We start from the raw sequence: 15,272 nt of genomic DNA, 5'->3' as shown, positions 1-15,272 counted from the left end.
TCCATCAGGGCCAGAGGAATCCCTCAATAAGAGGCCGAATATATGGGTGCAATGAACTCTTCTCAAAATTGATATCGAATGTCTTGCAAACCGGATGGGTCCATATATGTTGTTCAAGTCCATCCGTGGATGCTCGACCGCCCCGTCTGGTGTGAATGGACTCGCGAATGCCGCGATGGCATGGATGCCCAAAAGCGGCCATGGGGCGGACGGTCGTCTCGCAAATCACCATGGCTCACCTTTTTAGCGTTAATGTAACCTGTGGATTGAAAAGATTACGCAATTTGCTTTCTCGGTTGCTTGGCTATTGCGATCATTTTCATATCTGCGGCGTAATATCACTGTCGGCACAAGGTTGAAATACAAATTAATCTTTATCCGAGCTGTTACTCATCTTCCCAAATCGATAACGGCTGGATAGAACACCATTGCCAGAATTTCTTCTTAACCAAGTCACTTGCTTCGGCAGCATCCCTCCCCTCAAACAAGCGCCAATTTTCCTCTGCAGATTTCATGGCATACTGTCTCAAGTGACCAGAGACAGTCTCGAAATCGGATGGCTCAAGAAGAAACATGCTGCCATCCCTGTAATACTCCCAGGGCACCTGATCGTTAGGTTGTCGTTGATGATTCTGGAAGAACGCTTCGCTGTAGATGCTGGCCGAAGCGCCCGCAGACACACAGTCGTCCCAACGTTGGCAGCGAAAGAAATACTCGTCCTCCGCCTCAGTCGTTCCTGTTAGCTCTCGATAGGGGCAAGCTCTTTCCCAAGGCTTATCGATATTGGCTTCAGCCACACCTTTGCGCGCCAGTTCAATCTCATGAGGCTTAGGGGCCATTTCCAATAGCAAGTCATAGCCGGATTTTTCCTCTGCGATGGAAATAGAGGCGACGCTGAGCAGCGAGACACAAAGTAAAAATTTTGCCAAAAATAACCTTATTCTGAATTGCATTTTTGCACCTAAGCCACTGTTGATATGCTGTTGAAACATATCAATCTTAATCATCGAGTTTACTTTTCCAAATAGACAAAGGTTCGACGGCGCACCATTGCCAGAATTGTTTTTTAACGAGTTTGTCGGCTTCGCTAGCACTGCGCCCTTCAAACAATCGCCAGTTTTTTTCAGCAAATTTCAAGGCATGGTTATACGAATGTCCCAAACCGCCACCAAATTCTGCATCATTCTTGGCCAAGTCTTCGCCATCTTGTTGCCACTGCTGAGGGATATCCTTCCCAGTTTTATGGTGCTTGAAAAAACCTTCAGTAAACCGACTCGCATCAGCACCTGCTGTTTTACAATCTTGCCAGCGGCGACAACGCAGGGGAGCTTCGTCTACATCGAAATCGCCCGAACCCTCAGTAAGCAAACGAGAACTGTTATATGGGCATGGCCGCTCCCAAGCATTCTCTATGCTTGTTTCTGCGACACCCTTACGGGCAAATTCAACCTCATGGGGTTTTGGTGCATTAGCAAGGATGCTTTGCACTGTTAGTACTTTTTCTTCCGCTATAGAAGTAGGTGTAGCGCTGAGCAGTGATATACAAAGTAAAAGTTTTACGTGAGATAATATTATTCTGAATCGCATTTTTGCAAAGTCCTTTGATCATGAGTTTAGCTAGCTAAAAATGGGAAAAACCAACTGAAGTTATAGCCTTAGTTCCATTATGTCTTCGTTATTGACGATTCGTTTTCGGCGTCGTCTTTGTATCCGTTAACGTCTTCGTGTTTACTGAATGAGTAAACATTTTCTATTTATAATTTCATCAGCATATAAAAATATGGCTTTCGGAAAAATTAATTGCCTTTTTATAAGGGAGATGTATTGCTGATGGCTATAACACTAAAGAAGGATTTCTGACTAATTAGCTGTATAACTCAGCGAGTTTTAATGTAATTTTGATTTGGTTATTAAACTGCTTATATGTCATAGATGGTTTTGATTATGATACTGCTATTAATCGTGATGTAACTAAGGCGGTGGCTTCTGCAGTCTGAAAATATGTCTCAAGCTTTGCAGTAATATCTAGGCTGAATTATTTTTCATTTTATCGTAATATCGTTCGCGCATATGTTTTTAAGCTATGAGCTAAATTTCTATTTACCCACTGAAAAGGATTTTTATGGGACATAATACTTTTTTAATTACTGCAGTCTTGGCCACGACTGTTTTTGGGGCCACTGCTTTTGTGGCTAATGCTGAGCTGCTTTTCAGCCCTTTTCCGGATGCCAAATCTCCTGAAGAAAAGCGTATCCACTTTACTCCCTTTGAGATCATCACAGCAGTGGCTGGCGACAAATTCACCGTGTTGCCAGTGTCTGGGCGGTTGACCCGACAAAGCGTTGAGCTTCCCGAGAGTTATAGTCCTGAGCATGTTATCAATAACTATTTGGCACAGCTAAAAAAGCTGAATGCTGAAGTGTTATTTAGTTGTCAGGCCGTCACCTGCGGTGATGGTCAAGCCATGCAAACTCAGCTAAAGCCGCTTAAAAGCGTGAATGCCGACTATCATAGTGCTTACGTGGCAGCAAAACTGAAAGGTACTCGCGGTGAGGTTTACACCAGTATCTATGTCGTCAATCGCGAGGACAGATATACCTATCTGCAAGTCGATATTCTCGACGCTATCCCTGAGCCGCTGGACTTAATCCAAGCGAATAGTGACTTTTTACAGCAGGCGCCGAAGAACATTGAGATTAAAGATAGGCGTAGTGACGATGCTCAAGGCTCGACAGACCATCCTTTGCTGGGACGTATGCCCGGCAGTTATATTACAAGTTACAAACAAACTAACTTTACCCAAGTGCCTCTATTAGTGGGGAACTCGGGCGCAAATTATCAAACCAAATCGCTGGACGCCAAGCTTACCCAAATAAGTTATCAGATGCCTGAAAGCTATTCGTTGTTTGAAATCAACAGCAATTATGCCGCAGCCGCACAAAAGCTGGCAGCAGAGCGGGTATTCCATTGCAAAGGCACGGCTTGCGGCGACGATGATAGCCTGATTAATGCCATCAAATTAATCAAGGACGATAAAGAGGACGAATGGCAGGAGTATCAGCTGTTTAAGCTTAGTCACGCAAAGGGCGATGTTTACTTCGATATCTATTCCCAAGGATATTTCGATGGCACACCTGCCGATACTACCCTCAGGGTAATGGAACTCTCTACTCTGAAGGATGATCGAGTGGCGATTGACCTCAATGCTTTGACCGATGCGATTAGCCAAACTGGCAAGGCGACGTTGGAGGGATTGCTGTTTGATTATGACAGTGAGCGCATGTTGCCTGAGTCCAAACCTGTACTGGAGGTGCTGGCAAGCTATCTTAAGCAGCATCCGGCGATGAGTTTTTATGTGGTTGGACATACCGATGACAAGGGCGAGCGGAGTTACAATCAAAGCCTGTCGGAGCGCCGCGCCGCAGCTGTGATTAAGCAGTTGAGTGACGGGTTTCAAATTCCGTCGGCCCAATTAACCGCCCACGGTAACGGGGAATATAGCCCTGTCGCCAGCAATACTAATGACGCCGGACAAAAACTGAATCGCAGAGTGGAATTAGTACTTCGTTCTGATAAAAAGTAGCTCATATTAATAAGCTTGAAAGGGGAGCTTCGTTTTATAGAAACGCCTGAGTCATCTCAGGCGTTTCTATCTTCATTGGAGTTCATTGGAGTTCATTGGAAGATATTGTTCGCGCGGGCATTTGTCAAAAATTGAGGTTAGTAGCTTGAGTGTATTCGCCACTTGTCTTTCTCTAAATTGTCACTGCGGCTTTAAACACTGCAACTTCCTGTGGGGTGAGTGGCCGCATCGCTCCTTCGGCTAAGGATTCTAGCGTTAATGTCATTAATGCGACGCGCTGTAAGTCAATTACCTTATAGCCTAAGGCACTGGCCATACGCCGAATTTGTCGATTTAGTCCTTGGGTCAGCACGATTTCAAAGCTGTCCGAACTGAGGTGGTGGACTTGGCAGGGCAGGGTTTGCAGGTCTTTATAACGCACTCCACTGGCCATTTGTTCAACAAAATCATCAGTGAATGGCCTATCGAGGCGCACATGGTAGGTTTTGCTGTGGGCAAAACTGGGGTGCATCAGTTTATGAGTCAGCTCACCATCGTTAGTTAACAGCAACAGGCCGCGGGAGTCTTTATCGAGTCTGCCGACGGGGTAGAGTCTTGGCGCTTTGGGAAGTCGGTGTATAAGGCTCGCTTCATCCTGCTCAAGCAGACGGCAATCCGTGCCCACAGCTTTGTTAAATACCCAATAGGCGAGTGTTTCGGCTTTAGTGATAGGTTTGCCATCAAACTCAATACGGTCGAGGCAGTTTAATGACTCGTCTAAACAGATGGGATCTGTGTGGCGGGCGATACCGCCATTGAGTGTGATGCGCCCAGCCTCAATCAAACGGCAGGCTTCACGGCGTGAGCCTATGCCACACTGGGCGAGGTATTTTGCTAAGCGCATGGATTACCCTAAAGTATTTGGCGTTCTTGGGCGCGATGATACAGTATTTTTGATAGGCGCCGCATTGCAAAGGCTAGGCTTAAACACCAAATAATACTCAAGTTAGTTTGGAGCCACATATTGGCTGAAACAGTACAAAAGTGTGTTTGGGGCACACAGGGAGGGAAATCCAATATGGCCCAATCTAATTGCAGGGTTAAACTCACTGCACTACAAAAGCTGATCAGGCTCAAATAGAACAGTGGTTTTGGGCAAATAAACCGAGGTACTATCCCCGCTATAATCACAAGGCTGTGTAAGATGAGGGTGCTTAATAGATAACTCGTTGAAACTATTCTGTGTATGCTCAAAAAATTAATGGGGAATATTCCCATCAAAATCACAGAGACTCCTACCCAAGCACCTGTAAGTGCTATGCATTGGCTAAACGTATCTAGTTTTAGTAAGTAGAGCCCGGTCATTGAAATGAGTATGCAGAGCCCCGCAGCCAATAAGCTTAAATTAAACACATAAGCGAGGGGGGAGTTGATATAGTTACCTAAAAAATCAGCTCGTATTTGTAAGACTTGAACTCCAACGTTTTGATATTCAGCATAAATAGCAATTAAAACTCCAGAAGCACTAATAAAGGCTGCGCCTACAATCAACCATGTAATAAGACGATGTAGATCGTAATAACTTGGTTCTTGGTGATAAAGAGGATTCATGGAGACTAAAAATATGCTGACTGGAGATGACCACATTGAATGCGGTAACTTGCCTGAATTGTTTAATGAAGGCAAGCGAGTTGATGCTTTTTCGCCAAAAGAGGTTTTAAAATGACAAGGAACGCCTAGTGCGTCCCTTGTCATAAACGTTAGATTCTACTCATGCATTCAAATATCATTTAGTGTCGTTTGCGGAAAATTACAATCGCAACAGCCACTGCGGCTAAAATCATACAGTACCAAGCGTGTGATACCGCTGCTAATGGCGTGATGCTAAAGGTTGAAGCAATCAAGAGTGCCTGTGCACCATACGGGATCAAACCTTGGATAATACAGGCGAAAATATCGAGTATGCTGGCGGCACGTTTTGGACTCACGCCATGCTTCTCTGCTAAGTCTTTTGCAATATCACCCGTCACCACGATAGAAACCGTGTTGTTAGCCACACAAGAGTTAGTCACTGCGACTATACCTGCCATACCTAGCTCAGCAGCACGGCATGAAGCTTCACCTTGTGCCTTGGAGAAACGAGTGATCAGCTTTTCAATCTGTTTACTCACAAAGGCAAGACCACCTTGCTGCTGCATGAGTGCGGCTAAACCACCCACTAGCATAGACAGAATGAAAATCTCCTGCATATTGCTAAAGCCAGCATAAATATCTTTACCGAATTGGATCACACCGTAATCCATAGTAAACAGGCCGGTTGCGCCCGCTAATAAGATACCTAAGGTCAAGACCACAAATACGTTCAGACCTGCCACAGCTAAGATCAAAATGGTCAGATAAGGAATGACCTTAATAAGATCGATATTCTGTGTTGCTAATTCTGCTTGGCCTTGTCCGGCAAATACAAAGGCGATTAAAGTTAGCAGTGATGCGGGGATAGCGAAAATTAAATTTTCACGAAATTTATCTTTCATATCACAGCCTTGGGTGCGCGTAGCTGCAATCGTGGTATCGGAAATAATCGACAAGTTGTCACCAAATAGGGCGCCAGACATCACGGCTCCCGCCATCAGTGCATAGTCGATTTGCGCTTGGTCGGCTACGCCTAGGGCGATGGGAGCGACAGCAGCGATTGTCCCCATAGAGGTTCCCATGGCCGTTGCGATAAAAGCGGCAATCACGAAGAAACCAGGTAGTAACAGGTTCGATGGGATTAACGATAAACCAAGAGCAACAGTAGCATCGACGCCGCCAGTGGCTTTAGCGACTGCAGCGAAGGCGCCTGCAAGTAAGTAAATTAAACACATTGCAATAATATTGCTGTGACCAATACCGCCAATAAAGGTATCAATCGATTGATTTAATTTCTGTTTTGATAAAATCAACGCCAGAATGATTGCAGGTAAAATAGCGATAACGCTGGGTAATTGATAGAAGGCAAAGTCGACACCTTGGCTTTGGAAATACACACCCGCGCCAATGAAAAGACCAAGGAAAACAAATAATGGCAACAGGGCAATAAAAGATGCCGGGCTGTGCTGTGTTGCTGTTGGATTGCTCAAATGTTATCTCTCTTTCGCTTAGGGTTTTTCCGCAGGATCCTTGGCAGTCAAACTCGCTTAAATTCAGTGTTGCCGCGGCATCGTATCCTAGCAACTTGAGGCAAAGCATATTTGATCCCTGATAACCTGTCAATTTAGACGTCTAGATGTTTTTACTTCCGTTGTGATCGCTAGGTTATTAATAGGTTGTATAAGATGAAACTTAGTCCTTATTTTAATTACTAATCAATGCTTTACTCTTTTTTGTTCAGGTTGAGTTAGAGGGTTATATCTGATTGAGAGTGTATTTCAACTGAACGGAGTTGCATGAAATTTAATCGGATAACTGGTGTGATGGAGTAAGCCGGCTATTTATCGCTCCATTTAGTTTGAGTTGTTGGTGGGTAAGACAGCATAAATAACGTAAATGATGAGTGGCATTAATCAATAGGGCTCATTTGGGGACGTATTGACTTAGTTCGCTTGTGCAGCGTTGTGATAGCAATGATAAGTCAAATAACTTTAATAAAACCTTAATAAGCAATCTATTGTTTTTAAATGTAAAACAGTTTCAAGCATCTAAAATCCCCATAAAAACTAATGGCAACAATTTGTATTAAAGTAGAGACTTTAATAGAATCCGCACAAATTATGTTAATTACTCTTAGTGCTTTGTTTAAATTTAACTGGATGAAGCGTTTATTGCTGATCCCTCAGATCTTCCTACTACAGTGGGTATTATCATGATACGTCGCGCTAAGCCATTACTCGGAACGCTGGTGGAAATCGCTGCCGAGTCACTGCCAAATCAAAGCGGTGAGGTACAACTTAAAGATAAAGCATTGGAAGTGGCTATTAGCGCGGCTTTTTCGCGTGTGACCCATATTGGGCGGTTGCTGAGCTTCCATCAACAGGACAGCGAGTTAAGTCAGTTAAATCGGCAGCCGGGAATTTGGGTAACGTTAAGCCAAGATAGTTTACGAGTGCTCAAGTTGGCTAAGGGACTGGGTAAGGCGAGCAACAACTTATTCAATTGTACCGTTGGCGGCGAAATGATGTCTCGCGGCGCTTTGCCTGCTTACCTTGGTATGCCATTGTTATTGCAAGGTGACTGGCAAGATATTGAAATAAAAGGTAATCAAGCGCGATTAGCTAGACCGCTAATTTTAACCTTAGATGGTATCGCTAAAGGTTATGCGGTTGATATGGCAGTGAGTGAGCTGCGTCGCGCTGGCGTGAGCGGAGGTTGGGTCAATGCGGGTGGCGATTTAAAAGTTTTTGGCAGTGCATCTTTAAATGTAGTGTGCCGCGGTCCATTAGGAGCGAGCCAAAAGCTCTGCGTTAGCAATATGGCGCTCGCCAGCTCAAGGGTCTCACAAACCTTAAGTCATGATTACCCTGCACTATTACTGCCAACTGGCAATGTTGCCGATACGAACGTCGATGCTGAAAGCGAGCGTATTGTTAGTGTGAGAGCCTCTTTTGCTTGGCGCGCCGATGCGTTAACGAAAGTTGCAGGCTATCTTAATCCCGACTTGGCCGCTGAAAAAATTGCTCACTTGGGTGGTCAATTAGTTAGTTTTGATTGATGTATCCTTTGGCTGTTTTTACAGTTTTTTTGCAGATGATTAAATTAGAAATTCAATCATTACTGTGAGTTAACATTAAACAGTTAGTACTGTTATTCGCACTTTAACGGGTGAATCGATACAACTTGGGTTCAGTATCGTTACCGTTATTTGCAACTTGCATACGGTTGTGGGCTTTTATTGTCTTCAAGCTTTTCTTGGTATTATTTCCATTAAAAAGAGTTCCTACATTGGGCACTCTTTTCGTTTCAATAGCTTATCGCTCACCATGTGTCGTTAGTCATTTATCTTAAGCGACTTTAAATCGCGCAACTTCTTTTTGTAGGTTGCTGCAAATGGCTTTAGTGTTGACGACTATTTGCTGCGTTTCTTGGATCACTAAGTTGCAGTATCTTGTTTTATCGGATAATTCGGTCAAGTTACGATTAATTTCTTCGGTCACATGGGTTTGCTCTTCGGTGGCAGTCGCCGTTTGAGTGGACATCTCACTGACCTTAGAAGTGGAGTTTAGAATTTCATCTAATGCATCTTGGGTCTGGCTGGCGAGGGTGACGGTTGATGTGGTCAGGCTAGCTCCCGATTCAATGCTTTTAACCGCATCATTTACACCGCGTTGCAACTCTTCAATCATGCGCTGAATATCTTGGGTTGAGGTTTCGGTACGACTCGCCAGTGTACGTACTTCATCTGCGACTACGGCAAAGCCGCGGCCCTGTTCGCCAGCGCGCGCCGCTTCAATGGCCGCGTTAAGGGCAAGGAGGTTAGTTTGCTCAGCGATTGAGCGGATCACATCAAGCACTGAGGCAATATTGGCAGAATTGACTGAAAGTTTTTCAATAACAGTCACGGCATTTTTAACTGATTCAGACAGTTGCTGAATATGATTAACGGACTGGGCGAGGATATTCTTACCCTCTACTGTTTGGTCATTCACCTTAGTGATTTCGGTGGCAGTATGAAGAGCGTTACTGGCGACTTCTCTTACGGCTGCACTCATTTCATTCACTGCTGTGACAATGGTATCGACAAACTGCTCTTGTTCATGGCTGATGTTGATTGTGGTAGCTGACTTAGTTGCAAGGCTTTCAACGGTTTGGCTCACATCTTTAGTTTGACCAATAATCGAGATGACCATTTGCTGTAGCTGCTCTACAAATAAGTTAAATGCATGGGCGAGCTCGCCGATTTCATCCTGACGTGTGATAGGGATCCTTTGGGTTAAGTTACCGTCACCATCGACAATGTCATTGATCCTGCTAGTGATATCTTCAATTGCATTGACTATGATTTTAGGTCCGAAGTAGGCAATCAACAGCGCCACAATGGCGACTAAGCTTGCTATCGTTAAGGATATTTGGGTTTGGGTGGTTGCCTGTTCCGTTGCTTGTAAATCTAGCTCTTTTACTCTGTTATCGGCGGCTTCGCCCGCGGCATTGTAGATATCTCTTAATGCCTTAAATTCTTGCTTGGATTTGGTTTCGTGGAGTTGTTTCGCGCGTTCAAAATCATTACTTTTAACGGCATTAATGACCTCTGATGAGGCTTGATACCAGAGCGAAAACTGCGCCTCAAAGCCATTGGTTGATTGCAGTACTTGCAGGTGATCTGTAAGGATTTTTTTAAATTCGCCCATTCTGTCACGGGCTTGATCGACATTCTCTTGCCAGTTATCAATCTCACTCTTGCGATTATCGGCAGATAATTCTTCCCTGAGTAACACTTCTTCACTGAGCTGTGCTTGGTAAAGATCGCGATCTGCATTGAGAATTGCCGAAATTGCGGGATTAAATAACTGACTAAATTCCTGCATCTGTTTCACAGTGGCACGGCTTTGCATAGCATCGGTGACCGCCATGACAATGAGGGCTGTCGCCATAATGGCAAACATCAGTGAAAACTTAACGCGAATACTGTTAAACATAGGACGATCTCCATTAATAACTTAATAAATAGCTTAGCCGTTATTTATAGAATTGCCTTTGCGTGCAGCAGATTGCGATGGGATTTTGTACGCATTGAAATAAGCGAAACCGCCTTGGTCACTGTTACCAAGGCGTTGACGCATTACTTTGTATTATTCAGGACAAGCTAGGGTAGAGATGACTTTAGGCTTAGGTTTTATCTGCACTAGCATGACGCCAATAATGACCATAGAACCGCCAATATAATGATAAATGGCTAAGGTTTCATCTAGGATGATGGCCGCCAGTATCGCCGCAATAATAGGCATTAAATTAAAGAATACACTGGTGCGATCGGCGCCGAGTTTGCTTATGCCATTGATCCAAGCCCACGGCGCTAAAAGTGAGGCAGCGATAGCAGCGTAAAGTATCAGTGGTGCTGATTGGACACTGATCGCTATGCTGGGACTCGTAAACAGCAGTGGCGTCAGCATGAATACGGCTATGAGTCCTTGAATATAAACCGATTCCCAAGTCGGCAGTGGCAGTTGCCAGCGTTTCAGTAATACACCATAGAGTGCATATACAAAGGCGCTAAAGAGCAACAGTAAATCACCTTGAGTCACGCCGATGGCAAGGTTCATCATATCGCCGTGACTGAGCATAAAAATCAATCCAAATAGCGAGATTAAGGTGCCACCAAAGGCTAACGGTGATAATTTTTGCTTGAGTAATGGCACGGCTAAAAACAGACTGATCATAGGCACGAGAGAGGTGATTAATGCCATATTTGTTGCCGTGGTGGTAGCCGCTGCAAAATAGGCCAGACTTTGGTTTAGCACCATACCTAACAAAGCCAAAGTAGCGAACTTAGGTAACAAAGGTAGTATCACTTGGCGTTTTTGCCAGACGCGATTTGCGACAAAGGGGGTTAACAATAACATAGCGAAAAACCAACGGTAAAACGCTATGGCTTCAGGATCGATAATCCCAAATGAGAGCTTGTTGACTATCGAATTGCCTGCCCAAATTAATACGGCTAACAAGGGGAACAAATACAGCATGGTCTTGCCTTTAGGTACTGGCTAAAGTGACAGGCCTTAGCTTATGGCTTATCACTTAAGCATCCAGATAATAGATTAGTGGCTATTATCCATGGTCGGTTATGATATAAATATCGCTTATCAGACAAGGTCAGTTCCTCTACGGACAAGCGTAATCTGGGTTAGCGATTTCGTTTGAGTTTTTGGACCACCATAGCTTTGAGGGCATCAAAATGCGCACGGTTTACCATCCGCTCACAGCAGAGCAAGAGCCTGCTGCAGATATCTTCTTCAACTATGAAGCTTTCCTACCAAATACGGTAACGCCAAAACATCAACATGTTTGGGGGCAACTGCAGTTAATCAGCGGTGGAATTATGGAGTTACATGCTGCAGGGCAACGGTTTTTATCGCCGTCACAATATGCGATTTGGGTTCCTGCGGGGATAGAACATGAAAGTTATACTCGGCGCAGTATTCATTATTGCTCGATGAATATAGTTGCCGAGCGGGCTGCGGCTTTTCCCATAGAGACCTGTTTGTTAGCCGTAACATCCATTGCCCAATCGATCGTGAACGATCTGCGGGAACGGCAAGTCACTGTGGCAGACACTGCGGCGGATAAGCGACTGGTTGAGGTTTTACTCGATCAGCTGACCTTGGGTAAAGCTCTACCGCAATTTCTGCCCACCGTTTCAGATAAACTGTTACAGCCGTTGTTGCTGGCACTTGAAGCCGACCCTGTGAGTTCGAAAACCTTTAAATCTTGGGCCAGTGAATTACATACCACAGAGCGTACCTTAGCTCGTCGCTGCCAAGAGGTTCTGGGGATTAGTTTTACTGAGCTAAGACAAAGGCATAAGTTTATCTATTCCTTACAACTATTACGTCAGGGGCTTGCGATCAAAGAAGTGGCATTGACGCTCGGCTATAACCAAACTTCGCCTTATATCGTGATGTTTAAAAAATATGCTCAGTGCTCACCTGAGCAGTATCGCCGCCGATTGTGATTGAGTGGCTGATGGAGCAAGGCTTAATAAAGGCGAGATGATGAGATCTTATGCGAAAGTCGCGCTAGATGATGCACTAAAAATATTGGGGTAAACTGTGAAATAAGATAGGGTGCTAAAGTATTAACACCCTATTTTCGGCCTATTTAAAGAGAGGATTTAAGGTTTTTTACAGAGTTAGATAAGTTAGTCGGAAGCCTTTTGGCGGTTCCGTTTATCTTGACGCTTCTCTTTTAAGGTTTTCATTGGCGGTTTTTTGTTTTTTTCTTTACTCATAGATATAAACTCCAAAGTGAAGGTTACTATCCGAACCCGCGCCGCAAATCGGTTTCGATAGTTGGGCTCAATTTTTATTTCAGGCTTTAATTGAGACGGTTTATTTATAAAGAGTATAAAAATAAATTTAACGATTGAGGCGCCGTGCTAAACCTCTTAACCCCTTTGCTGTTTACTCTAAAGCGCTGCCATGACTTATACGTAAATAGTTGCAAAGAGTCGTTAATTGCAGTGTTAAACTTATCTAAAGTGTCTCTTTAATAAATATCGCGGCCAGTTAATGACTTCAAAATAACATTCCCTCTTATTATATTATGTTGAAAATGCCGCTATAAGCCGCCGCTAATAGCGAGTTCAAAGCATGTTGCCACTGAATTGAACATGCTTTATTTTAAAATGCTTACAGCCTAATAATCATAGCTTTAAAATTTTATGAAATATTGTCAAGTAGCAATACTCAATAGCCATTTACAAAAAGTATGCCCAAATGATTTTTTCTATACAGACTTTTTAAGTTGTTTTTTCGTTAAACTGACATCTTTAATCATAAACAGAACTGGTTTGCCTAAAATGCTCACCTCTGCCAGTTCGCCCTTTGATAACCCAAGTAAGCTGACGCCTAAATCTGATATGACAGAGAAACGTCCTGCACTGGGTTTATGCCTTGGTGGATACACGAGTTCAATTTGGTACTCTTGCTGATCCTGCAGATTAACTAAGTGAATTTCCCGTCCCACAGTCACTTTATCACTCGTCGTATCATACTTTAGCTGCTCAAGCTTACTAATCACGCCTGCCAAAGCCGTTGGGCGTAGAGAGGCATTAAAACTGTTTTGTAAATAATAGGTTTCAGTTTTTAGAATAAAATTCTGGAAAAGACCACTAAAAAAAGAATATGCCATTGCCGCCTCTGAAATAACAAAGTTAAAATATAAGCATAGAAATTAAAATGAGTATTACTCTGTGCTTATTTCACAAGAAGTTATAATTCTGCCGAGCGCGAGTGACGCTCGGCTTAGACTGGGAATTTGAGCGAGAGGCGGATTGAGCTTACTGAACTAGATGTGTTAGCTAACACATGGGAAAATAGTGATGAAAATGCAGTGCTAAACATAGTGTTACATCTCCAGTCAAAAGTTGATATTCGATTGATTATTTATTTTTTGTATATCGATTTAGTATATCGGCCTTGCTGTTAACTAAATCTTGCCATTAACTAAATAAGTAATTGCTTGGCTGATACCATAGGTCAAGTAAAAATATAAAGCAAGCCTAACTAAGCTAATCTTGCTGAATATACTGATAACAGCAAAGCTAGATTTAACATAGTTTTAACTTTGCTACATTGAGGCTAGTCTTCGTCAATTTAATGCTAGCACTCGTAAAGTAAACTGAGCACTTGTTAATTTGGCGGAACTGAAAGCCAAATTAATTCAACCATTGAATGTTCTAGTGCATTGTCGCTAGATGCTATGGGCACTAACTGAATTAAGCCTTAATATAAGCTTCTAAAGTTAATATTTACTTAGGTTGTTAAGCCCGCACCTTTTAAAAGTATTTTGATACACATAGAGACGAGGAACAGACAGCTTACGCTTGTACACCAAATCAGCACTAACCAGCCGAGTCGATAGGCGAGGGATTTCGTTTGGGTCGTCATGTTGATCTCCTGCATATGTAAAGTCATCTAAGGTGAATCAGCGACCTAAGCCAAGTTAGCTTCAGTCGTGTTGTGGGAAGCCTCTTTTACCTGAGTCATGGCTAGTGATAGCCAGCATCCTTGGTTACTTTGCCGCGGAACACGTAGTAGCTCCAAAAGGTATAAACCAAAATCAGCGGGATGATCATCAGGGCGCCGACGAGCATAAAGCTTAGACTGCTGTCGGGGGCTGCTGCCTGCCAAAGGCTGATGTTGGGTGGAATAATGTGTGGCCAGATGCTGATCCCTAAGCCACTAAATCCTAAGAAAATCAGCCCTAGAGTGAGTAGAAATGGCTGATAGTTATCATCACGATTTAGGGATTTTATCAAGGCCCAACTGCAGGCTAATACCAGTATTGGCACTGGGGCGAAGTAGAATAAATTCGGTAAACTAAACCAGCGCAGGGCAATATTGGGTTGCACAAAAGGCGTCCATAAACTGACTAAACCTATGGTTATCAACAGGCATAAGGTCAGTGCTCTGCCGAGTTGTTGCATGGTCGTTTTAAGCTCGCCTTGGCATTTTTTTACTAACCAAGTTGCGCCGAGCAGAGCATAGGCCAGCATAAGGCCAAAACCGCAGAAAAGTGAGAAGGGCGTTAACCAATCGAAACTACCGCCGCTAAATTGTTGGTTACTCACCGAAATGCCGGAGATAAACGCCCCCAGCACTGCGCCCTGTGAAAAGGTGGCCGTGATAGAACCGAACATAAACGCTTTATCCCAGAATGGTTTAGCTTCTGCGCCCGACTTAAATCTAAACTCAAATGCCACGCCGCGAAAAATCAATGCCAGCAGCATGATGAGCAGCGGTATGGTTAGCGCTTCGAGCACTATGGCATAGGCGAGGGGAAATGCACCGAGCAGGCTGGCGCCGCCAAGCACTAACCAGGTTTCATTACCATCCCAAACAGGGGCGACGGTATTGACCATAATATCCCTGTCGTCCTCATCGTGAATAAAGGGAAACAGTATGCCGATGCCGAGATCAAAGCCATCCATCACGATATACATTAAGGTGGCAAAAATGATGATCCCGAACCAAATCAAGGGTAGATCGAATTCCATGGTGAGCCCTTAAATATGTTT

At 43.8% G+C, this 15,272-nt stretch carries 13 protein-coding genes; 4 read left to right on the top strand and 9 right to left on the bottom strand.

Translation table 11 applies throughout. From position 1 onward, the window contains the following. Positions 1–106 precede the first annotated feature (106 nt). Positions 107–247 carry a hypothetical protein gene (locus KO537_RS17905; RefSeq protein WP_219235213.1) on the top strand — a complete coding sequence of 47 codons (141 nt, stop codon included), beginning with the start codon at positions 107–109 and terminating at the stop codon, positions 245–247. 139 nt (positions 248–386) lie between these two features. Here the strand turns inward: KO537_RS17905 and KO537_RS17900 are convergent, their stop codons facing one another. Together KO537_RS17900 and KO537_RS17895 are read right to left on the bottom strand one after the other, a co-directional pair. Beyond that, positions 387–1,007: a hypothetical protein gene (locus KO537_RS17900; RefSeq protein ID WP_219235211.1), complete on the bottom strand. Its 621-nt coding sequence runs from the start codon at positions 1,005–1,007 to the stop codon at positions 387–389. Beyond that, positions 1,000–1,488, bottom strand: coding sequence for a hypothetical protein (locus KO537_RS17895; RefSeq protein WP_219235209.1), 489 nt, complete (start codon positions 1,486–1,488; stop codon positions 1,000–1,002). The genes KO537_RS17900 and KO537_RS17895 overlap by 8 nt, the downstream gene beginning before the upstream one ends. Before the next feature lie 634 nt (positions 1,489–2,122). Here KO537_RS17895 and KO537_RS17890 point away from each other — a divergent pair. Beyond that, a complete protein-coding gene (locus tag KO537_RS17890) occupies positions 2,123–3,583 on the top strand; it encodes an OmpA family protein (protein WP_219235207.1) in 1,461 nt (486 codons plus the stop codon). A gap of 172 nt (positions 3,584–3,755) precedes the next feature. On the opposite strand, the gene KO537_RS17885 is transcribed toward KO537_RS17890, so the two are convergent. Both KO537_RS17885 and KO537_RS17880 read right to left on the bottom strand, forming a co-directional pair. After that, a complete protein-coding gene (locus KO537_RS17885) occupies positions 3,756–4,466 on the bottom strand; it encodes a 23S rRNA pseudouridine(2604) synthase RluF (RefSeq protein WP_219235205.1) in 711 nt (236 codons plus the stop codon). Positions 4,467–5,352: 886 nt separating this feature from the next. Then, positions 5,353–6,684, bottom strand: coding sequence for a Na+/H+ antiporter NhaC family protein (locus tag KO537_RS17880; RefSeq protein ID WP_219235203.1), 1,332 nt, complete (start codon positions 6,682–6,684; stop codon positions 5,353–5,355). A 722-nt stretch (positions 6,685–7,406) separates the two neighbouring features. Between KO537_RS17880 and KO537_RS17875 the strand changes: the two genes are divergently transcribed. Next, the gene (locus tag KO537_RS17875) at positions 7,407–8,252 is read left to right on the top strand and encodes an FAD:protein FMN transferase (RefSeq protein WP_219235201.1); all 846 of its coding nucleotides are present in this window, start codon (positions 7,407–7,409) and stop codon (positions 8,250–8,252) included. Positions 8,253–8,541: 289 nt separating this feature from the next. Here KO537_RS17875 and KO537_RS17870 read toward each other — a convergent pair whose 3' ends face one another. Next, positions 8,542–10,173 (bottom strand): methyl-accepting chemotaxis protein, encoded by a 1,632-nt coding sequence (locus tag KO537_RS17870; RefSeq protein ID WP_173496925.1) that lies wholly within the window; start codon positions 10,171–10,173, stop codon positions 8,542–8,544. Between the two features lie 153 nt (positions 10,174–10,326). Then, positions 10,327–11,217: a DMT family transporter gene (locus tag KO537_RS17865; RefSeq protein WP_173496926.1), complete on the bottom strand. Its 891-nt coding sequence runs from the start codon at positions 11,215–11,217 to the stop codon at positions 10,327–10,329. Positions 11,218–11,429: 212 nt separating this feature from the next. On the opposite strand from KO537_RS17865, the gene KO537_RS17860 reads away from it, so the two are divergent. Next, positions 11,430–12,206, top strand: coding sequence for a helix-turn-helix transcriptional regulator (locus KO537_RS17860; RefSeq protein WP_219235199.1), 777 nt, complete (start codon positions 11,430–11,432; stop codon positions 12,204–12,206). Positions 12,207–12,979: 773 nt separating this feature from the next. On the opposite strand, the gene KO537_RS17855 is transcribed toward KO537_RS17860, so the two are convergent. The 3 genes from KO537_RS17855 to cydB all read right to left on the bottom strand — a co-directional run bounded on the left by KO537_RS17855 (position 12,980) and on the right by cydB (position 15,251). After that, the gene (locus KO537_RS17855) at positions 12,980–13,384 is read right to left on the bottom strand and encodes a GreA/GreB family elongation factor (protein ID WP_173496927.1); all 405 of its coding nucleotides are present in this window, start codon (positions 13,382–13,384) and stop codon (positions 12,980–12,982) included. Between the two features lie 623 nt (positions 13,385–14,007). After that, the gene (locus KO537_RS17850; protein WP_105250029.1) at positions 14,008–14,142 is read right to left on the bottom strand and encodes a DUF2474 domain-containing protein; all 135 of its coding nucleotides are present in this window, start codon (positions 14,140–14,142) and stop codon (positions 14,008–14,010) included. A gap of 101 nt (positions 14,143–14,243) precedes the next feature. Beyond that, the gene (gene cydB / locus KO537_RS17845) at positions 14,244–15,251 is read right to left on the bottom strand and encodes a cytochrome d ubiquinol oxidase subunit II (protein ID WP_219235196.1); all 1,008 of its coding nucleotides are present in this window, start codon (positions 15,249–15,251) and stop codon (positions 14,244–14,246) included. Positions 15,252–15,272: the final 21 nt, after the last annotated feature.

Origin of the sequence: Shewanella sp. NKUCC01_JLK (assembly GCF_019345615.1) — a bacterium.
GTDB lineage: Bacteria > Pseudomonadota > Gammaproteobacteria > Enterobacterales > Shewanellaceae > Shewanella > Shewanella oncorhynchi.
The sequence above is the reverse complement of the archived record's forward strand: the minus strand, read 5'-3'. Positions and strand labels throughout refer to the sequence as shown.